A 21577-nucleotide genomic window follows, 5' to 3' on the forward strand; every position below is an offset into this window, starting at 1 on the left:
GGGTTATCTGGGCTTTTACTTCCGCCTTCTGGTCAATTTCACCACGTTCTCCACGTGTGGCGTGTGGGGGAACATGTCCACCGGTTGCACTTCCTCCACCCTGTAGTCCTGGTCGAGCAGTGCTAAATCGCGGGCCTGAGTGGCCGGATTGCAGCTCACGTAGACGATGCAGGCCGGTGCGGCATTCAGAATGACGCGCACCACATCCTCGTGCATGCCGGCCCGCGGTGGGTCGGTGATGATGATGTCGGGACATCCGTGCTCGCTGATAAAATCATCGGTCAGCACATTTTTCATGTCGCCCGCAAAGAACTGGGTGTTCTCAATGCCATTGATGCGGCTGTTCACCTGGGCATCTTCAATAGCCTCTGGTACAAACTCTATGCCAATCACTTGGCTTGCCTTTTTGGCAACAAAGTTGGCAATGGTGCCCGTACCGGTGTATAAGTCGTAGATCAGCGGGCGGCGCTCGGTGCCCGACTCGTCTCCATCACCCGAATCGCTACCCTTGAAGCACATGTTGCGCACCACGCTATACAGATGGTAGGCCTGGTCGGTGTTGGTCTGGTAGAAGCTCTTCGGTCCCACCTTGAACTTCAGGTCTTCCATCGTCTCGTAGATACAGTCGGTGCCTTGATAGGTGATGAGGTCCAAATCGCCAAAGGTGTCGTTGCCCTTTTGGTTGTCTACATAGATTAAAGAGGTGATCTGCGGGAAACGGTCGGCGATGTGTTGCAGCAGCGCTTGCGCTTTCTCCTCGTCTTGAGGCTCGTCATAATGAAACTGCACGAGCACCATCCACCCACCCGTGTTCGATGTGCGGAACATCAGCGAGCGCAGTAATCCCCGCTGCGCCCTCACGTCATAAAAGGTCATGTTCGTAGCCTTGGCGTAGCGTTCAATCTCATTGCGTATCTCGTTGTGCACATCGTCCATGAGCCAGCACTTCCTGATGGGGTAGATCTTGTCAAAAGCGCCTGCGATGTGGAACCCGATGGCGGCATGGTTTCCGCTGTCCAAGTTGAGTTCGGCATTGTCGAGTTCCTCGCGTGTGAACCATCGTTTGCTACAGCATCCGAACTCCAACTTGTTGCGGTATTCATAGATTTTCTCCGACCCCATGATAGGATTCAGTTGCGGCAGCTCCACCTTGCCGATGCGCCTCAGCTGGTCTTCCACTTGCTGTTGCTTGGCTTTGAGTTGCTCTGCATAGGGCAGGTTCTGCCATTTGCAGCCCCCACAAATGCCGAAATGCTCGCATGCGGGTTTGGCGCGCACCTCGCTCAGCTTCACAAACCGTTCCACCCGACCCTCGCAGTAGCGATGCTTCTTCTTGATGATTTGCACATCCACTACGTCGCCGGGCACGCAGAACGGTACAAACACCACTTGGTCTTCATGATGAAAAATACATTTGCCCTCAGCCGCCACGGCCTCTATGGTCACGCCTTGGAGCAGCGGCAGCGTCTTTCGTTTCCTACTCATTATACAATAATTTGGCTGCAAAGGTAACGAATAATCCCGACAATAGCCTGCCGCACGGTCATAAAATATGGTTTTTAGGCTGCGCGCATGCCCATGAGCCCAGCCCCTAACAAAAAAAGCTGAACCTCCGGCAGGGGGTTCAGCTTTTTTGTTAGGGTATTGCCTTCAGCTTAGTGAATATCCTTGAAGGCAGGGAAAACTTCATTCGGCGTGGTGCTACTCGTTGGATCCCATACTGGGCGGATCGCCTGGGCTTGAAATGTCCTGCTCGCGCCTGGGTAGTTCCACTCAGTTGGGCCAAAGTGGAAAGCATGAACTGTTGTGCTCGCTGTTGTTTCCGATGTCATGTACTGCCCATATGCCCCAGCGGAGTAGGTCATGTCCCTATAACCTATTTTAGAATTACTAGATGTCCGCCTTCCTGTGATAGGCAAGAACAGTCCTTTGTTGGCACGTACCAGTGCTGTCACATTAGTATATTTGTACAAGGCATTGACGCGCGTGGGGAATGTCTTCTTGCGTTGCCCGCCAGTGTTGGTGTAGAAGAAAGCACCATATATCCGCCGACTATGGTTAGAGTAGCAGTAAGCAGGTATCACGTTGGCATCGTTGTAGAGCGAGCTCATGTCGGCATCAGTCGGCATGCGATACTTTTGGTTGTTATTCCGGGTATAATACCATACAATATCACCCCAAGCTGCAAGTTTAGGATTGTTTTTAAATTCATCTTCCGTCATCTCTACCTGTTTATTGCCTAAAAGTCCTTCACGCTTATAAAACTTTTTAAGAATATTCTGCGCTCCTACTTTATTATTATCAACTGTCAGATCGAGAGCTTTGTCTATATCACCGTATCTAAATAGGTCAAGGTCGTTGATATCGGACTCAAGTCCATCATGCACAAACTGCGAGGTTATCCATAGATTAGTTGTTTTATCTTGAATATAGTGTTGCGATATCCACCATTGTGTGGGTGCGACGCCCCAATACTCTTCGCCTGTACTGCCCTGAACATAGTGGATGAAGTTACCCGTCGCCCATTTCACACCCTGCACCTCAACGTATGGATTAGCTACGGTCTGTGGCATATTGATTACATCGGTGCGGTACACCTTGTCGGCCTCTAATTTGATGTTGTTATATTCGAGCGCATAACATTTGTCGCCTACAAAGGCTGTAATCAGCACTCTTGGGTAAGTGCCTGGCAGTATGGCAGCGTAGGTATATTTACCATTAGCAGAGGTGAACTTACCATTAGCTGGCTTCAGTACAATGTTGTCGCTCTCGTCGTTAACATTGTCTTCTATGAACTTACCCGTACCAAGGTCGAACACGTCGACCGACTTCGCACCTGAAATATAAACCGAGTCAATGCTGGTCAATATCTTACCTTCATCGCTGGCAAATCGAAGTCCCCAAATAGCAATCTGCCGTTGCATTTTGACTGATTTAACCTTGACGTCAGTACCGTTGACAGTGGTGGGTTTGGCTTTCGCCCATTGATAGTCGAACTTCTTGCCGATAGTTTCGGCAGTACCGTCCTGTTCTGTGAGGTTCAGTTCAACTGTTTGCTTAATCGTTGGCTGTTGTTCGTAGTAAACCAAAGGAGCTTTCTTTCCATCGCCAGTCTGTCTCATAGTCGAGTTAATTGTGGCACCTTTGCCTTGCGATGCTGCCCCAGGATAGAAGAAACAAATTTCATCATTGGTGGTGATGGTGTTCACGGCTTTGAACGTACCATCGAACTTGCTTCCTTGTCCTGCATTAGCACTCTGCAGCAAGTTGTACTGTTTTTCTTTGCTTTGGTCTTGGTCATTGAGGCAATAGGCTATCATTTTGTCGCTTTGCAGCCAAGCCGAGTGAATGACGCTTGATGCATCTTCCGTCAACGCGCGTGTGCCTTCTCCATCAGGTGCGGCTTGAACACCAGCCTCAATACGGTACGTGTGCCCGTTGGTTGCCAGCTCTGCCGGTTGGCTGAGGTCATCGTTTTGGCATGATGTGACTACGGACAGTGCTACCATGGCGCAGCTGACTGCCGTAAAACATTTCATTTTTGTATTCATTGCTTTGTTTTTTCAGGGTTGATACTGGGGGTGGTGATTACCACACCTTAAAATCTTCTTCTACGTCTTCTTCTACGTCAAACTGCACAGCCTTGGCACCAGATGTTTTAAACGGATTTGGAGTATTGCCATTACCACCCGTAGGGTCTCCACCATCTGTGGGGTCAGTGGTCGTCACATTACTAATAGCGAGCAATTGGTCCTCCACCTTCATGGAGATGACGCTAATGTGTGGGATTTGATACTTTCTTTTCATCTTTCTTTCTTATTAATCTTTGCAAAATAATGATGAGTAAATATATGATAAACCTATACTTACGAATAAAAGGGAATAAAAACTTACCCTTGAGCAAATAGGCTAAAATAAAATTTAGAAGTCCGTTACCTGTTCGCATTTGATATCAATTTACCCTGCAAAGGTACGCATATGATATAGAACGCGCAAGAAAATGTTAATAAAAACATTAAAAATTATATTTTATTAATTTTCTGTTATGTTTACGCGCGGATTCGTAGGGGCGTGATTTATCACGTTCCGCCAATCATGAGATAAGAGTGAAGAGATAAGAGTGAAGAGTGAAGAGTGAAGAGTCACCGCGCAGCTAATTATAAATTATGAATTATGAATTGTGAATTGCAAACTCCTCCTCTCGGCTTCGCCGAATCTTAGAATATCTGAAGAATATATTATCATAATCGCAAAGCTCATCGCAGAATATCATTACGTTTGCTGCGCAAACCATATAAGAATATCCCTACAACCCTCATCAACCTGAACCTTAATTTCGTAGGGGCGTGATTTATCACGTTCCGCCGTGCTGCATAGTTGTGTTGGCGGAACGTGATAAATCACGCCCCTACAGATTGTGAATTGCAAACGCGCAGCCTAATTTTGACGAGTTGATGAGCTTGCGAATAATTATGAATTATGAATTGTGAATTATGAATTGCTTAGTTGTAATAAAATTATCAAAAAAACAGATGCTCGGGCACAGGGTATTCCAGTGCGAAAAGCGCCATGTTTTCGGTGGATGGGAGTGCGGAGAATGAGGCGAAAAGGCACTGACATCCTGCGGTTAGGGTCTACTTGCGCTACCGTGGGACAATAGCGGCACGAGGGTTCGGGCTTACCCGCGGGGCGACGAAGGCCTAACCGCACGGCCAAAACAGCCGAATCGCACGACGGGAGGATGAACATTGATGTGTCGCAAGAGGGGAAGTGATACAATGTTCTGATAAACAGCGAGAAATGGAAAAAACCTAAAAACGGACGAATTGGCGCACGAGGGGACGTCCGGTCGAGAATAAGCGAAAATTCAGAAGGGTTTTGTTCGATCTTTTCATGATGATTTCAGTGCGGCGATACCATAGTCGACAGCACGTGTGGACGACGTCTTTGCCGCGCCGTGACCCATGTCTTTCGGTTTGCTTGGAGGACAGCACAGGCATGATGATGAAAGAATTGTAACCTTGGGCTTACATTTTCGACTAAAAACTTGTTGGAAATCATTTAAAATCGTTATCTTTGCAATAGATTTTAAAATAACAAAAGTAACTATTTATCAATCAAAAACTTATGGATAAGAAAAGAGTCTACCTTTTTGGAAATGGAAAGGCCGAGGGCAAGGCAGATATGAAGAATCTGCTGGGTGGCAAGGGTGCCAACTTGGCCGAGATGAACCTGATTGGAGTGCCGGTGCCTCCGGGCTTTACCATTACCACGGATGTATGTAATGAATATTTTGAAAAGGGTCGGGAGAAAGTGGTCGCCCTGTTGAAAGCGCATGTGGAGAACGGGGTGAAGCACACCGAGGAACTGATGGGCTTGAAGTTTGGTGACGTGACTAATCCGCTGCTGCTGAGTGTGCGCTCGGGTGCGCGCGCCTCGATGCCCGGTATGATGGATACCATTCTGAACCTCGGACTGAACGATGAGGTGGTGAGAGGACTGGTTGAGAAGACCGGCAACGAGCGCTTTGCATATGACAGTTACCGCCGCTTTGTACAGATGTATGGCGACGTGGTGTTGGATATGAAACCCGTGAACAAGGAAGACATCGATCCGTTTGAGGCCATTATCCAGCAAGTGAAGGCCGAACGCGGCATTCAGTTGGACAACGAGATGACGGTGGACGAGCTGAAAAAATTGGTGGTGCTGTTCAAGGAGGCCATCAAGAAGCAAACCGGAAAGGATTTCCCCGACGATCCCATGGAGCAACTCTGGGGAGCCATCTGTGCCGTGTTTGACAGTTGGATGAACGACCGCGCCATTCTCTACCGCAAGATGGAGGGTATACCCCAGGAGTGGGGAACGGCCGTGAATGTGATGGCCATGGTGTTTGGCAACATGGGCGACACGTCTGCCACGGGCGTGTGCTTCACCCGGGATGCTGCGACGGGCGAGAACCGTTTCAACGGCGAATACTTGGTCAATGCACAGGGTGAGGACGTTGTGGCCGGCATACGTACCCCGCAGCAGATCACCAAGGAGGGTTCGCTGCGCTGGGCCAAACTGCAAAACATCGACGAGGATGTGCGTGCGAATGAATATCCGTCGATGGAGGAGGCCATGCCCGAGATCTATGCGGAGCTGGACGCCCTGCAGGCCAAGTTGGAGGAGCACTACCACGACATGCAGGATATGGAGTTTACCGTTCAGGAGGGCAAGCTGTGGTTCTTGCAAACCCGCAGCGGCAAGCGCACCGGAACGGCAATGGTGAAGATTGCCATGGACTTGTTGCACGAGGGACAGATAGACGAGAAGACGGCGTTGCTGCGCTGTGAGCCCAACAAGCTCGACGAACTGCTGCACCCCGTGTTTGACAAGACGGCTCGGAAACTGGCTCGTGTGCTGACTCGCGGATTGCCCGCTTCGCCCGGTGCGGCCTGTGGTCAGATTGTGTTCTTTGCCGATGACGCCGAGGCTTGGCATGCCGACGGCAAGCGCGTGGTGATGGTTCGTATCGAGACATCGCCCGAAGACTTGGCCGGGATGAGTGCGGCCGAGGGAATCCTCACGGCACGTGGCGGAATGACCTCGCATGCGGCCGTGGTGGCCCGAGGCATGGGCAAATGCTGTGTGAGTGGAGCCGGAGCCATCATCGTGGACTATAAGACACGCACAGTGGACATCGACGGTACCGTATTGAAAGAGGGCGACTACATCTCGCTGAATGGTACGACCGGGGAGGTGTATTTCGGAGAAGTCAACACGCGCCCTGCAGAGGTGACCGGCGATTTTGCTGAACTGATGAAGCTCTGTGAGAAATACAGCAAGTTGGTGGTTCGCACGAATGCCGACACCCCGCGCGATGCCGAAGTGGCTAGAACGTTTGGGGCCGTGGGCATCGGACTCTGCCGTACGGAGCACATGTTCTTTGAGAACGAGAAGATCAAGGCCATGCACGAAATGATACTTGCAGACAGCACCGAGGGTCGTGAAAAAGCACTTGAAAAGTTGTTGCCCTATCAGAAACAGGACTTTTATGGCATCCTGAAATGCATGGACGGACTGCCTGTGAACATTCGTCTGCTCGACCCCCCCTTGCACGAATTTGTGCCCCACGACCTTGCCGGTCAGGAGGCCATGGCCGAGGATATGGGTGTGAATGTGAAGAAAATACAGAACCGCGTGCAGGCGCTGAGCGAGAGTAACCCGATGCTGGGACTCCGCGGATGTCGCTTGGGCAATACCTTCCCCGAGATTACGGCCATGCAGACACGTGCCATCTTGGGTGCGGCCGTGCAGCTGAAGAAGGAGGGCTACGACCCCCGTCCGGAGATTATGGTGCCCTTGGTGGGTATGGTCAATGAGTTGGATGCTCAGGAAAAAGTGATTCGCGAAACCGCACAGAAGCTCTTTGAGGAAGAGGGTGTGGAGATTCCGTTCAAAGTGGGAACGATGATCGAGATTCCGCGTGCCGCCCTGACAGCCGACAAGATTGCTGAGCGAGCAGAATACTTCAGCTTCGGTACCAACGACCTGACACAGATGACCTTCGGCTACAGCCGTGACGACATCGCCAGCTTCTTGCCCTCGTATTTGGAAAAGAAAATTCTGGATGTGGACCCGTTCCAGGTGCTCGATGTTAACGGTGTGGGTCAGCTGGTGCAGATGGCCGTGAACAAGGGTCGCTCGGTTCGCAAGGACTTGAAGTGCGGCATCTGCGGCGAGCATGGCGGTGAGCCTTCATCGGTTAAATTCTGCCATCGTGCCGGCCTCAACTACGTGAGCTGCTCTCCATTCCGCGTGCCAATCGCCCGCCTCGCCGCGGCGCAGGCAGCAGTAGAGGAGTAGAACGCATTTCTCTAATACACAGTCAATTAGGCTGTAACCCTTTGATAAAACAGGGGTTACAGCCTAATTTGGTAAAGGAGCAGATGTGCATTTGTACACACTTTCCGTGTACTTTTGAAGCGATTTGTTTACCAATTCTTACACCATTCGCAGCAAATGTGTTTACCAAATGTTTACCAACAGAATTAAAAATATATTATGGCACTATAGTAAGGAGACCAAGAAAGGATGGCTTCTGGCAGGATAAGATACGATACGGTGATCGACAAGATTGTTCGCCTCAGAGGGAAGGATGTCATTCCCGATTTTGCGGTGGCGGAACTGTACGGTGTGCAGACCAAGGAGGTGAACCAACCCGTGAGGAACAACCCAGACAAATTCCCTGAGGGGTACGTCTTCGAGGTTGACAAAGAAGAACTTGCGCATTTGCGGTCAAAATTTTTGGCCACAAACTTGAACAAGAGTCGTGTGATGCCGAAGGCTTTCACAGAAAAAGGACTGTATATGCTCGCTACGATCTTAAAGGGTGACAAGGCAACGCAAACGACAATTACGATTATTGAAGCCTACGCCAAGTTGCGCGAGCTGTCGCGTACGATTGGCGAGATGGCTAAGAATCCGGACGAGTTCAAGCAGAAGTCGCTCATGCAGCGCAGTGGCGAGATTGTGGATGATCTTTTTGGTGACGATTTTCAAACTGATGAGACTGAGACAGAGATTGAACTTAATTTTGCCGTGCTGAAACTCAAGCATACGATCAAGAGAAAAAAGCAGTAGCTCTATGGAATTGAAAGAGTTTATCAATGACACCCTTACTCAGATAGCAGAGGGCGTGCAGAACGCCATTGACCAGTCAGATGGTAAAGATTACTTGGTCAGTCCAACAACTGGCAAGGTCGGACTTTCATGCACGGTGCATTTCGACCTATCGGTAGAAGGTCAAAAAGATGGAGGAGCCAACATTAAGGTTTTGAGTGGCAATGTTTCTGAACACGTCACCAACCGAATAAACTTCGACATCACTATGACATTACCGCACTCTTCACTAAGCAATATCCCCAAGATGCCAACGATGTGATTTTTTTTGGGGTTTTATTTGACGGTTCGACATCTTTTCTTTATTTTTGTCGCAGAATCTGCGACGTTTAGCGTCGAACTTTGTTGCACATAGAAAGAGAACCGGATGTATATACACGAAAGAGAGGATTGGACAAACTTCCATTGGGATGCCTCCGAGGTATCCGTCCTTCAGGAGACAGTCTGCCGTAAACAAGGTCTGCTTTACGGTCGATTAAGTTCGCTTGGCTTTGACAGTAAACTCAGAGCCATGGCAGAGAACCTGACACATGACGTTGTGTATTCTTCTGAGATTGAGGGCATACGTCTGAACGAGGAGCAGGTACGCTCTTCAATCGCCCGAAAATTAGGAATAGAGAATGTGAAATACACTGCCCCTTCTCACTATGTTGACTCTGTGGTGGGTGTGATGCTCGAAGCTGTAAAGAACTATGACCAACCTCTCAGTAAAGAGAAGCTGTGCGCTTGGCAATCAGCGTTTTTTCCAACCGGGTTCAGCGAGGGCACTCCAATCGAGATTGGACAGTATCGCACAAGCGAGGAGCATATTGTCAGTGGGATGTTTGGTCGTGAGAAGATTCATTATGTAGCCCCATCTCCTGACCTGATAGAAGGCGAGATGCAAAAGTTTATAGCCTGGTTTGATGGCGATGACTCGGTTGGTAGTGTAATCCGTTCGGCTATAGCTCATTTTTGGTTTGTCAGCATTCATCCTTTCGAAGATGGCAATGGACGATTGGCTCGCATTCTTTCTGACATGCTTCTGGCACGTGGAGAGAAGATAGACCTGCGTTTCTATAATGTTTCGTCTCAAATCAATAAAGACAAAAACCGCTATTACGACATACTGGAGCGCATGCAACGTGGGGAGGGTGACATCACGGAATGGTTGGTGTGGTATATGCAGAAATTGATTGATGCGCTGGACGAGGCAGATGCCTTGGTTACAACCATCTTGAACAAGAGTTTTTTCTGGCAAAAGGCAGCAGCCGTGCCTATGACCGAGCGACAAACACAGGTGCTTAATCGCTTCCTCGATGGCTATGAGGCAAAGATAACATCCAAGACCTGGGCATCGTTGGCGAAGTGTTCGAAGGATACAGCCATACGTGACATACAGGATCTTGTCAGCAAGAACGTATTGATAGAAGACATTCCCGGAGCCAAGCGCCCAAGCTATTCTATTGTCTTTGATGCAGAAGACCTCACTCCGTTCTTTACCGATGTACATATTACCTCAGAGAATGGCAAACCCTATTTCAATGCCCTGTTCAAAGGGCAAAGAAAAATTTGTGAAAGAATATTGCCACTCGATGCAGAGCGTTATCAAAAGGGCGACTTACCTCTGTCGAATCTGCTTCATAAATATTGCTCGTATTTGATGACAAACGAAAATACGGACGTTCGCTGATCGTTAGGAGCGGTGCAGGTAGCGGTGGAAGAATAGGCATTCGAGGTAGAATGCAAAATAATATGGCGGACAGCCCCGATTTATCAGGGGGCTTCCGCCTAAGTTCGTCTTTGCAGGCGATGATTCCAAGGGCTGGGCTTCTTATTGCAGCGGGTTCCAGCCCTGTGCGGTGATATCAAACTCCTGTTGGTCTCGAGAAATGAGACGTACGCCGAGTTCGGGCTTGGTGATATAGCCAATCTGCTTAACCCCGGCTTCTTCTAAGTCTTGTAATTTGTCGTGATCGCCAATCGGACAGGTGAAAAGGAGTTCGTAATCCTCGCCACCATTCATGGCAGCGGTGGTTACGTTGATGTTCAGTTCTTCGGCCATAATTGCCGTTTGGTAGTCGATTGGAATGTTTTTTTCGTATATCCGGCAACCGCAATTGCTCCTTTTGCAAATGTGAAGCAGTTCGGAACTCAACCCATCAGAGATATCCATCATGGCTGTGGGACGGATGTTGTGTTCTCTTAGGAGTTGGATCATGTCACCGCGTGCTTCGGGTTTGAGCTGTCGTTCCAATAAATATTCCTTGCCGGCAAAGTCGGGTTGGAAATTGGCGATGTGGGAGCCTTGCTCCTGGAAGTGCTTGACTGCCTCTTCGTTACCCGCCTTTTGGGCTTCCTTGATTTTCCGGTTGATATCGTCAATTTGCTGATAGTAAACCTCCTTTTCGCGCTCGAGGAGTTGCAGTCCCATATAGGCAGCCCCCAGGTCTCCGGTTACACAAACCAGGTCGGTTTCCTTTGCGCCATTTCGATAAACAATATCCTCCTTGCGCGCTTCCCCAATGCAGGTGATACTGATGGCCAGTCCTGTGTAAGAGGAGGTGGTGTCGCCTCCCACAATATCAATGCTCCATTTGTCGCATGCACTGCGCAACCCTTTGTAGAAAGCTTCGATATCTTCGACCTTGAACCTTTTGCCGATGGCCATGGATACAGTCATTTGACGTGGTGTGCCGTTCATGGCGAATATGTCGGATATGTTTTCCATAGCCGCCTTGTAGCCAAGTTCTTGCATGGTGACGTAGGTCAGGTCAAAATGGATGCCCTCCATAAGCATGTCGGTTGTGATGAGCACTTCGGTGTTGGGGTAGTGCATCACGGCACAATCATCGCCGATGCCAAAAATGGAAGAAGCGTTGTTGAGTTGGATGTCTTTGGTGATGTGGTCTATGAGACCAAATTCTCCGAGCTTGGAAATTTCCATGGGATTGAATGATGGGGAGTTGGGAAATTAAAGGAGTGCTTATAGCTGTTGGTTGTCGGCTATAAGCACCTGTGTTTTTATAATCTATTAATCATGTTACGACCGTTGTATCATGGCTCTCATGATTTCTGTCATTTTCGGTTGGGCTGCATTGGCCGCTTGCTGCACTTCCTCATGGCTCACCTGTACTGGGGTGTCGAATCCTCCCAGGTCCGTGATGATACTCATGCCAAATACCTTGATGCCACAATGCCGTGCCACGATGACCTCAGGAACGGTGGACATGCCGACGGCATCTCCGCCTATGGTGCGAAACATACGGTATTCTGCCGGCGTCTCAAAGGTAGGTCCTTGAACGCCAACATATACACCGTGTTGGAGTTTGAGATTCTTTTCCTTGGCCAGCTCATCAGCCAAGGCGATGAGTTTGCAGTCGTAGGGCTGGTGCATGTCGGGGAAACGGGGACCTGTTGGGAAGTTAGGGCCATGCAGTGGATGCTCGGGGAAGAAATTGATATGGTCTGTAATGACCATCAGGTCACCGATGCCGAACTCCGGGTTCATTCCTCCGGCTGCGTTGCTGACGAAAAGTGTTTCGATGCCCAATTCGTACATCACGCGCTCTGGAAAGGTAACCTCTTTCATGGTATAGCCTTCGTAATAATGGAAGCGTCCTTCCATGGCCATGATGTCTTTGCCTCCCAGCTTGCCGAAAATCAGTCGTCCGGCATGTCCCTCAACGGTTGAAACGGGGAAGTTGGGGATATCCTTGTATGAAAAAGCGTACGAATCAGTTATCTCTGAAGCTAATTGTCCCAGGCCTGTTCCCAGAATGATGGCCGTCTTTGGGCTTGTCGTCATCCTTTCTTTTAACCAGGATGCTGTTTCTTGAATTTTTTTGTACATAGCTAATGATTTTAGATTTAAACTTTTCTTCTTGTTCCAATAGGAATTTTACCTTGATGGGCAGGGCGAATAGGTTTGCCCGCACCTCTTCCGAAAGTCCGTTGAGCTTGATGAGGCGTGTGGCATCTTTCTCTGTGGTAATCATAATCTTCGGTGATGGAAGATTGGCAAAGGCTCGGTTGATCTTTTCGGCGTCCTTGGCTTTAAACAGATGATGGTCGGCAAAAGCCAGTGACTCGATGGTCCTACATTTCGAACGCAGGTCGTTTTTCATCTGCTCGGGCGAGGCAATGCCTGTGAGCAGCAGCACATTCTTTCCGGAGAGAACCGACAGGGGTTTCTTGCTGCCTGTGCCCAAGACTGGCGCTTCCTGCTGAAACACGGGCTGGGGCGTGTCGTAGTCAACGCAGGTGAAAAACAATTCCTGATAGGGGAACAGGTCCATGGCTTTGGTCAGAACTCTGAACTCCATGGGCTTCAAGTCTTTGGGGCATTTGGTGACGATCACGATATCGGCACGGTTTTTCCCTTTCATGGGTTCGCGCAGATGTCCTGCCGGCAGGAGTTTGTCGTAGATAATGAGCCGGTGATAATCCACCAACAGGATGTTGATGCCCGGTTTCACGTAGCGATGCTGGAATGCATCGTCGAGCAGGACAACATCGACGTCGTTGGTTTCAGGGTCAGAGGTAAGGCGTTCAATTCCGTTGCGTCTGTTCTTATCGACGGCCACATAAATATCCTTGAACTTTTGCTTCATTTGACAGGGTTCGTCGCCGATGTCGCGCATGTCAGAATTGTCCTTGGCCAGCACATAGCCACGGCTTTTGCGCTTATATCCCCGTGACAATACAGCAACCCTGACCTTGTCTTTCAGCAGTCTAACCAAATATTCCACATGCGGGGTTTTGCCCGAACCGCCGACCGTGATGTTTCCCACGGAGATCACAGGAATGTCGAACGGCCTCTGTTCAAGCACACCAAGCTCAAAGAGTTGATTCCGTATGCCCACTCCGATGCCATATAACCAGCTGAGAGGTAGCAGCCATTCGTTTATTTTGATGAGATCTCCTTCTGTTCGCATGCGTCCTTCATCAGTTTTGCGGGGAAAGCTTTTCGTTTATCTTAGTTGAATCATAAAGGGCATTCTGGCCTGCAATCCGGTGTGTGCCTCGGTGGTTCGAATCAGCATGAACGGTTCGTAGAAGTTGCCGAGTGCGATTCGCAGCTTTTCATCGAGAATGCCATCCTCGCGCCCCTCGGTGCTCTTCATAATCTGATCGAACAGACTGGCAGGGGCCGGGTAGTTGGTGGTGTAATACGTTTCAACCTTGGCCAGTTGGGCAGCTTTGGCCACAGCCTTGTCCAAACCACCCAAGCCATCCACCAGTCCCAACTTCAGGGCATCGCTTCCCAGATAGACGTGCCCCTGTGCATAAGCCTCCACCTTGTCCATAGACATGCGTCGTCCTTTTGCCACACGGTTTTTGAAAAGCATGTACCCGCGGTCTATCGAGCTTTGAATATATCCGAATTGCTCTGCCGTCATGGGTTTTACTTCTGAGCCCATGGTCGAGTTGCGATTGGTTTTCACCTCATCGTATTTCACGCCGAGCATTCGAGTCATCAGGTCGGAGCGGTCTCTGGCTATGCCGAAGATGCCGATACTGCCGGTAATGGTTGTCGGTTCGGCATAGATGTAGTTGGCACCCGCACTGATATAGTAGCCACCCGAAGCTGCCGCACCGCCCATAGACACCACGACGGGCTTCTTGGCCTTGAGCAGTTCCACCTGTCGCCATATCTGCTCGGAGGCGTAGGCCGACCCTCCACCCGAGTTCACTCGGAGAACCACAGCTTTGACATCATCGTTGTCGGCCAGTTCGGCCAAGTCTTTACAAACATCTTTGGCCACAATGAGGTTTGGGGTCAGAAACGAGTTTTGAGGCACATCCTCATTGACAATGTTGCCATATGCATAATACACGGCAATGGCATCACCGTCCGTATCCTCCTGGACATTGGCCATTCCGTTGACTGAAATTTGGTTGATGGCGTCATCCTCGTCTAATTTCAGGAGCTTCTTGACGGTATTTTTCACTTGGTCGTTGTACAGCAGACCGTCCACCATCTTGTACTTCACCATGTTTTTCGGGTCTTCCAATGTAATCACCCGGTCGGCGTATGCATTGAGCGTGTCTGTGCTAATGCCGCGACTCTTGGATACGGCCTGACATATCGTCTGCCACCACCCACCGATATAGCGTTCAGTTTGCTGCCGACTGGGCTCGCTCATGTGGTCTTCGGTGTATATTTCGGTTGCACTCTTGTACTTGCCACATTTGAAGGGAATCATCTTGATACCGATCTTCGCGTAGGTGTCTTTGAGGAACACCACCTGTCCTCCGATGCCGGTCCAGTCTATGGCACCCTGTGGATTCATGTATATTTTGTTGGCTGCGGAAGCCAGATAGTAGCATGGCTGTGAGTAGGTTTCGCCGTAGGCCACAATCCACTTGCCCGTTTTCCTGAAACCCTCGAGGGCGTTGCGTATTTCCTCCAACTGAGCCATGTCAGCTTGCAAGGCTCCTGCATTGAGGTAGATACCCTTGATGTTCTCGTTGTTTTTTGCTTTTTTTATGGCCAAAAGGATTTCGCGCAATCCAAGATTGGTGTTGCCGCTCAGTTGGGTACTGATGCTCTCGTCGGCCTGTTCTTGCATCACACCGTTGAGATCGATGACCAGCACGCTGTTCTCCTTTATTTTCTGTGTCGCCTCAGAAGAGGCAATCATGCCTGCAATGCTCATCACTCCAAGGACAGACAGGGCTACACCAAAAATAATCAAACCAACGATTGTAGCTCCAACGTATTTTAAAAAGTCTTTCATCTGTGTTGTTAATGCTTATGTGAGAAATGATATGATAGATGCAAATATACTGTAATTTTCTGAAAGTTCCGTGCATTTAACACTGTTTTGTTTTACAAATTGTTATTTTTGTATTATGAAACAGAAAGCAATTGTGATGGGCGCCAGTTCCGGTTTGGGTATGGAGGTAGCCAAGCGCCTGATCAGGGATGGCTGGCAGGTGGGACTTGCTGCACGCCGCGTGGAGATTTTGGAGACGCTCGGGGAGACACATGCCGACCGACCCGTTGTTGCCCGGATAGACGTAACGGCTGACGACGCAGCAGAAAAGATGCGCGCCCTGATTGAAAAACTTGGTGGAGTAGACCTGTATTTCCATGCCTCGGGCATCGGAAAGCAAAATCCTGAACTCGATGCTGACATCGAGCAAAACACCATCCAAACCAACGGCTTCGGCTTTGCACGGATGGTGGGTGAGGTGTTCAGGTGGATGGCCACGCATGGTGGAGGCCACATCGCTGTGATATCAAGCATTGCGGGTACCAAGGGACTGGGGCCGGCAGCCAGCTACAGTGCAACTAAATCGTTTCAAGGCACATATATTCAGGCCCTGGAACAGCTGTCCAACAACAGAAAACTAAACATCAGGTTCACCGACCTAAGGCCGGGCTTTGTGGATACCGACCTTATCCGGGGAAGTCATTTTCCAATGACACTTTCTGTAGACGAGGTGGCAGACGAAATGATGGCAGCCATCACTCATGGTATGCACGTGAGAATCATCGATTGGCGCTGGCGTATCGTGGTGAAGCTGTGGCGGTTGCTGCCCTCTTTTGTTTGGCGAAGGCTGCGGCTGACCGGCGCAAAGGACGGCATGTAGCATACGTGCACACGAAGCCCATCGACACATCCCCAACATGTTTTAAATATTGTTGTCAGTTGGAGATGGTGGTAAAAAAACGGGTGAATGGTCAAAAATCGCAGGCCTTAAATCAAAATTAACAAGGCCTGATAGGTATATTATCCGTAATTTTGCCACATATCATGATGAATTTATACTTATGAAACCTAATTCTAAACAACAGTTGACACTCCTATCAACTGATGAAAACTTATGGAGTAAAATGAGACGAATGTTTTCGCTAACCCTGTTGCTCATGCTATGCCTGAGTATTGAAGCCAAACCCAAGCAGCAGTTGTGGCCTGATGGCACCCAGATCGATGCGTGGTTTGCTGACACAAGTTATGTCGATGTGACCTCGTTGGGTAAGCGATACGTAGTGACCGAATATGGAGTCAAGTCAGATTCCACAATTGTTCAGACTAAAGCTTTGCAGGCTGTTATTGACAGATGTGCGCAAGAGGGTGGAGGCGTGATTGTCATTCCGCGTGGCACTTTTCTTTCCGGAAGTTTGTTTTTCAAACAGGGAACCAACCTTCTCGTCGAGGAAGGAGGCAAACTGAAGGGCTCCGACCGCGTGGAGAACTTTGCTATCAAGGAGACGCGGATAGAAGGTGAGACTTGCAAATATTTTACGGCCTTGGTGAATGTGGACAACTTTGATGGCTTCGTGATCGCCGGACCGGGCACCATCGATGGCAATGGATACCATTATTGGCGACAGTTCTGGATAAGAAGGGAGTGGAACAGGGCATGCACCAACAAGGATGAACAGCGCCCCCGGCTGGTCTATATTTCCAACTCCAAGAATGTGACCGTGCAAAACGTCAAACTCATGAACAGTCCGTTCTGGACCAACCATCTCTACAAGAGCGAACGGGTGAAATACCTCAACTGTTTCATTTACTCGTCTACAGAGGGTGTGAAGGGCCCCAGCACGGATGCCATAGACATCGACGTCTGCCATGACGTGCTGATTCATGGTTGCTATATGAACGTGAACGACGACGCCATCGCCATGAAAGGTGGCAAGGGAACGTTTGCTGACAAGGATCCCAACAACGGTCCCAACGCTAACGTGATTATCCAGAATTGTCATTATGGTCGGGTGCACGGCTGTCTCACCTTGGGTTCTGAAAGTCTGAAAGACCACAACATTATCCTTCGAGACATTGTTTGCGACGATGTCAACCGTGTGTTGTGGCTCAAGATGCGACCGGACACTCCCCAGCACTATGAATATGTCACCGTGGAAAACATCACGGGAAAGACCAACTCCTTCCTTGTCATACGTCCATGGACTCAGTTTTATAACAAGCAAGAGCGCGAGGATATGACCCTGTCGCAAGGCAATAACATTGTGATGAGGAATATCAACATGACTTGCCGCAACTTCTTTGATGTAGGTACATCGGACAAATATGCCCTAAAGGATTTCACTTTTGAGAACATTGATGTGCAAGACAAGAAAAATGCGTTTAATCCAGAAGTGATTGAAAACACGTCCGTCAAGAATGTTGTGATCAACGGAGTGAAGCAGAAGAACACGCCAAAGAAAAAGTAAATTGATCGCTTGCTTCCAGCAAGGAGTCATCGCAGGACTATCATGTCATCATACCTATTCATATATCAACGATGAAACGTTTTCTATTATTTGTATTCTTCATCACGGGTCTGCTTGCAGCCAACGCTCAAGACTTTGATTTCGACTTGACACAGCCCCAACCCAAATACGAAGAGGGCAAAAGATATGGTTGGGACATGCTTGCCTATGCAAAAGCGCCTACGGCCAAAGAACTGAAGACCGTGTTTGCGGGTCCGGCATTTTTCTCTGTCAAAGTGCCCGACGGTAATTATAAGGTGACGGTGACCCTTGGCAGCAAGCGAAAAGTAGCCAACACGGTTGTGCGTGCGGAAAACCGAAGACTTTTTGTTGAAGCCACGCCCACACGGAAGGGAGAGTACAGGACCTACACCTTTATTGTGAACAAGCGTACGCCCTATATTTCGGAGAAACAAAACGTGAGAATCAAGGAGCGTGAGAAGGACTACATGAATTGGGACGACCGCTTGACACTCGAGTTTAACGGACCTGCTCCTGCCGTAAGGAATATCAAAATAGAACGGGACGACAAGGCACTGACGATCTTTCTCTGTGGCAACTCCACGGTTGTGGACCAGAATCGGGAGCCATGGGCCAGCTGGGGGCAGATGATTCCCCGGTGGTTTGACAGCGGCGTGGCTATATCCAATCATGCGGAAAGTGGACTCACGGCAGGCTCTTTCCTGGCCTCCAACCGTTTGGACAAGGTGCTGGCCATGATGAAGGAGGGCGACTATGTGTTTTGTGAATTTGGCCATAATGACCAAAAGGAAAAAAGCGCCGGCGCCGGTGCTTGGTACAACTTCTCGTATAACTTGAAGAAGTTTATCGACCAGGTTCGTCGCCGAGGTGGACACATTGTATTCGTCACCCCGACCCAGCGTCGCCGTTTTGAGAACGGCAAGATTGTCGAAACCCATGGCGATTACCCCGATGCCATGCGTACGGTTGCCCGTCGTGAGCGCGTGCCGCTGATCGAACTCCACGACATGACCCGCACTTTTTTTGAAACACTCGGCAGTGAAGACAGCAAGCGGGCACTGGTTCACTATCCTGCCAACACTTTTCCGGGACAGGACAAGGCGTTGGCCGACAACACCCATTTTAATCCCTATGGTGCCTACGAGATCAGCAAGATGGTTGTGATGGGCATGAAGGAGCTTGGTTTGCCGATGGTTCACAACCTTCGCAGCGACTGGAGGGATTACAGCCCGGCACAACCCGACGACTGGAGAACCTTCAAATGGTACGATGCCCCGGTTTACGAGATTATCAAACCCGACGGCAATTGAATATCGGGTGCAGTTTACGACTAACAAACATGGTCCTGCCACGACATCCAATTTCGACAACTACATTCGGGCGTTGAGCCTGCCTGTGGAATGTGGTGTCAACCGCGTTTTGGTGCGGTCAACCGTAACGCCGGGAACTATCTCATTGACAGCTGTGGCAGATGGGTTGCGCCCTGTTGTTACGGAGTTGACGACAGCTGTCGTCGATTGCAAAGACGGACTGAGCACCTACGCACCGGGTATGAGGCTCCCACTTAATCTTGATCGTGGCGAAACACCACTCACACCGTCGTACCAGGACGTCCGCCGCACGATCCAAGTGAAGTCGGTTCAGGTGGGTTCCAACAAGGCCGATGCAGGAAAAGCCATTAACGACAACGAGCGTACGGAGTGGAAGAGTGATGGTAGCAAGGAAAATGCATGGGCCACATTCAACCTGACGGAGAATGCACGAGTAGATGAAATCGCAATCAAACTGACGGGATGGAGAAACAAGGTTTATCCCTTGGCCATCTATGCAGACCATCAAAAAGTGTGGGAAGGCATCACCTATGCTACGCTTGGCTATGTGCACATCGATATCCCCAAGGCGGTTAAGAGTGGCCGGATCACCATCAAAATGCTCGGACCAAGCCAGAACAGCAACAAATTTGGGGAGGTGAAGGAGTTGGCCGGTGGTGCCACCGGTGAGCTCGACCGAATGATTACTGCTAAAGGAAAAACAGAACTGAGAATCGTGGAGGTGGACTTTCTGCAGAAAATCAAGTGAGGTGTGTTCACATGCAACTGCCTGGCCTTTAACTTTGGATACTAAAAAAAATAACTTCTCAGCTATCGGCCAAGACGATGCTACCGTCCGACAAGTATCCTGACGATCACGACAGGAAGTTGTGAGGATACGACTTTGAGTATTTGTCCTATTCAAAACCGTAAAATATAATTACTGATTTTGGAACATTGTTTTTTAGTCATATAGAGAGAAAAGCGCCATCTTTTTTTGGCACGACAGAGCCTGTTCTGAAAAAAAAGTGTAAGGCTGTCGCGATGGCTGCCTTTTCATCGTCCGATTAGGCCTTAGTGGCAATGTGGAAAAGCCTCAGTCGCACTGCGATTGTGGCCTTTCCGTCATGCCGTTCGATATGTAATCGCGAGTGAAAAAACAGGAGATGAAGTGCTGGTTTTTTAAAGAGACTGACGGTCAGGCATTTACAAAACGCTGCTAATCTTACGTATTTTGAACGAACGCAACCTGATTTTCAAATCATCGAAAATGAGAAGGTGTTTTGTCAATATATTTATCTTATCTTCATGCTTAAGAAGCGGGGATGGGGATAGGGGCGGCAACCGTAGGGGCGTGATTCATCACGCTCCGCCCATACATCCATCATGATGGACCGCGAACAATCATGACCCTACGAGTGGTATGGAACAATGTGACACCGTGGCTGCTGGATACCTGCCTATTGTTGCGATAGCATGACTTAAGATTAAAAAAAAGTCCGTGCAGTGCTGCCCGGACTTTTGTCTGAATTGATATTGTTTTTAAACCATCTGTTATTTTACGATCATCTTCTTGACGTCTTTGCCACGTCTAACCACGTAGAGTCCTTTTTTCAGCGTGGAGAGTTGGGCGTTCGACACCTTTGTGGCTACCAATGTTCCATCTGCGGTGTAAACATCAGCTTTCATGTTACTGTTAGTGGATACCTCCTGGATGCCTGTGGATTCAGGTCTCGGAGTGGTAATCTTGAAGCCGTGAACGAAGATGGTTTTGCTGGTACCGTTGCGCAACAAGGCGTATTTCGGTGTGTCGCTCTTAAAAGAGTTGCCTGTATCGGCATTGGCCTTGTTTTCCAATCCTGTTACTTTGGTCACGCCGGCACGTGCGAAAGGATTAAACCCGGCGGCGTAGCCTACGACTAAACCAAACTTGTCAATTTGGATATCGGTGGAGGCGAAAAGTTTCATGGAAACTTGGCCCGGAGATGACACACATACGGCAAATGAGGAGCATGACGGCATACGTACCAACACAGCACCACCGTTGTAGTTCATGAAGCCAGTAGCGGGTGGCAGAATGATGGCACCTTTGAGGGCACCTTCGGTGCCGAGTTCGCCATCGGTGCCATAACCCATGATATCAGCATCAACAGTTGTAGGTGGGAATTCGGGTGAAACGTTGGAGTAGACCATCTGTATGAGTGCGCCCTCTGTGTTTACGGCTGCCTCGTCCTCATCGATGAGTCCCACGTATTTGTCTACCTTGGCCTGGGTGTTGAACCACAACCAACCTTCGGCATCACAGTCGGAGGGATTGAACATGTTGTACTCTTGGGCGTGCAGGCCTGTTGTCATGCAGAAGGCCATCAGTGCTAAAGTAAATATATGCTTCATATTCTTTTATTTTTATAGTGTT

General features: G+C 49.3%; 16 protein-coding genes. 8 read left to right on the forward strand and 8 right to left on the reverse strand.

The window, feature by feature from the left end; genetic code table 11:
* Positions 1-15: 15 nt before the first annotated feature.
* From rlmD to HMPREF0645_RS00790, 3 genes are all read right to left on the reverse strand, one after another.
* Complete coding sequence (rlmD, locus tag HMPREF0645_RS00780; RefSeq protein WP_007172876.1) at positions 16-1485, reverse strand: 23S rRNA (uracil(1939)-C(5))-methyltransferase RlmD; 1470 nt, start codon at positions 1483-1485, stop codon at positions 16-18.
* Between the two features lie 170 nt (positions 1486-1655).
* The gene (locus tag HMPREF0645_RS00785) at positions 1656-3551 is read right to left on the reverse strand and encodes a hypothetical protein (RefSeq protein WP_007172877.1); all 1896 of its coding nucleotides are present in this window, start codon (positions 3549-3551) and stop codon (positions 1656-1658) included.
* A gap of 37 nt (positions 3552-3588) precedes the next feature.
* Positions 3589-3807: a hypothetical protein gene (locus tag HMPREF0645_RS00790; RefSeq protein WP_007172878.1), complete on the reverse strand. Its 219-nt coding sequence runs from the start codon at positions 3805-3807 to the stop codon at positions 3589-3591.
* A 1320-nt stretch (positions 3808-5127) separates the two neighbouring features.
* Here HMPREF0645_RS00790 and ppdK point away from each other — a divergent pair.
* The 4 genes from ppdK (at position 5128) to HMPREF0645_RS00810 (ending at position 10336) form a co-directional block, all read left to right on the forward strand.
* The gene (gene ppdK, locus HMPREF0645_RS00795; protein ID WP_007172880.1) at positions 5128-7848 is read left to right on the forward strand and encodes a pyruvate, phosphate dikinase; all 2721 of its coding nucleotides are present in this window, start codon (positions 5128-5130) and stop codon (positions 7846-7848) included.
* Positions 7849-8076: 228 nt separating this feature from the next.
* A complete protein-coding gene (locus HMPREF0645_RS00800) occupies positions 8077-8625 on the forward strand; it encodes an ORF6N domain-containing protein (RefSeq protein WP_007172882.1) in 549 nt (182 codons plus the stop codon).
* Between the two features lie 4 nt (positions 8626-8629).
* On the forward strand, positions 8630-8926 hold the full coding sequence (locus HMPREF0645_RS00805) for a hypothetical protein (protein WP_007172883.1): 297 nt from the start codon (positions 8630-8632) through the stop codon (positions 8924-8926).
* 105 nt (positions 8927-9031) lie between these two features.
* Positions 9032-10336 carry a Fic family protein gene (locus tag HMPREF0645_RS00810; protein ID WP_007172884.1) on the forward strand — a complete coding sequence of 435 codons (1305 nt, stop codon included), beginning with the start codon at positions 9032-9034 and terminating at the stop codon, positions 10334-10336.
* A 141-nt stretch (positions 10337-10477) separates the two neighbouring features.
* Here HMPREF0645_RS00810 and thiL read toward each other — a convergent pair whose 3' ends face one another.
* The 4 genes from thiL to sppA form a co-directional block, all read right to left on the reverse strand.
* Positions 10478-11590: a thiamine-phosphate kinase gene (gene thiL, locus HMPREF0645_RS00815; protein WP_007172885.1), complete on the reverse strand. Its 1113-nt coding sequence runs from the start codon at positions 11588-11590 to the stop codon at positions 10478-10480.
* A gap of 96 nt (positions 11591-11686) precedes the next feature.
* Positions 11687-12496, reverse strand: coding sequence for a purine-nucleoside phosphorylase (locus tag HMPREF0645_RS00820; protein ID WP_083793788.1), 810 nt, complete (start codon positions 12494-12496; stop codon positions 11687-11689).
* Complete coding sequence (lpxK, locus tag HMPREF0645_RS00825; protein ID WP_007172887.1) at positions 12381-13580, reverse strand: tetraacyldisaccharide 4'-kinase; 1200 nt, start codon at positions 13578-13580, stop codon at positions 12381-12383. The genes HMPREF0645_RS00820 and lpxK overlap by 116 nt, the downstream gene beginning before the upstream one ends.
* A gap of 36 nt (positions 13581-13616) precedes the next feature.
* Positions 13617-15386, reverse strand: coding sequence for a signal peptide peptidase SppA (gene sppA / locus HMPREF0645_RS00830; RefSeq protein WP_007172888.1), 1770 nt, complete (start codon positions 15384-15386; stop codon positions 13617-13619).
* Positions 15387-15501: 115 nt separating this feature from the next.
* Here sppA and HMPREF0645_RS00835 point away from each other — a divergent pair, with 115 nt between their 5' ends.
* The 4 genes from HMPREF0645_RS00835 (at position 15502) to HMPREF0645_RS00850 (ending at position 19930) form a co-directional block, all read left to right on the forward strand.
* Positions 15502-16245, forward strand: a complete 744-nt coding sequence (locus tag HMPREF0645_RS00835; protein ID WP_007172889.1) for an SDR family NAD(P)-dependent oxidoreductase — start codon at positions 15502-15504, stop codon at positions 16243-16245.
* A 244-nt stretch (positions 16246-16489) separates the two neighbouring features.
* Positions 16490-17830: a rhamnogalacturonidase gene (locus tag HMPREF0645_RS00840; protein ID WP_044123108.1), complete on the forward strand. Its 1341-nt coding sequence runs from the start codon at positions 16490-16492 to the stop codon at positions 17828-17830.
* Between the two features lie 71 nt (positions 17831-17901).
* Positions 17902-19161, forward strand: coding sequence for a rhamnogalacturonan acetylesterase (locus HMPREF0645_RS00845; RefSeq protein ID WP_007172891.1), 1260 nt, complete (start codon positions 17902-17904; stop codon positions 19159-19161).
* 7 nt (positions 19162-19168) lie between these two features.
* Positions 19169-19930 carry a hypothetical protein gene (locus HMPREF0645_RS00850; protein WP_044123109.1) on the forward strand — a complete coding sequence of 254 codons (762 nt, stop codon included), beginning with the start codon at positions 19169-19171 and terminating at the stop codon, positions 19928-19930.
* A 785-nt stretch (positions 19931-20715) separates the two neighbouring features.
* Here the strand turns inward: HMPREF0645_RS00850 and HMPREF0645_RS00855 are convergent.
* Complete coding sequence (locus HMPREF0645_RS00855) at positions 20716-21555, reverse strand: T9SS type A sorting domain-containing protein (protein ID WP_007172893.1); 840 nt, start codon at positions 21553-21555, stop codon at positions 20716-20718.
* Positions 21556-21577 lie beyond the last annotated feature (22 nt).

It is taken from the genome of Hallella bergensis DSM 17361 (assembly GCF_000160535.1).
In the GTDB taxonomy this organism is placed as follows: domain Bacteria; phylum Bacteroidota; class Bacteroidia; order Bacteroidales; family Bacteroidaceae; genus Prevotella; species Prevotella bergensis.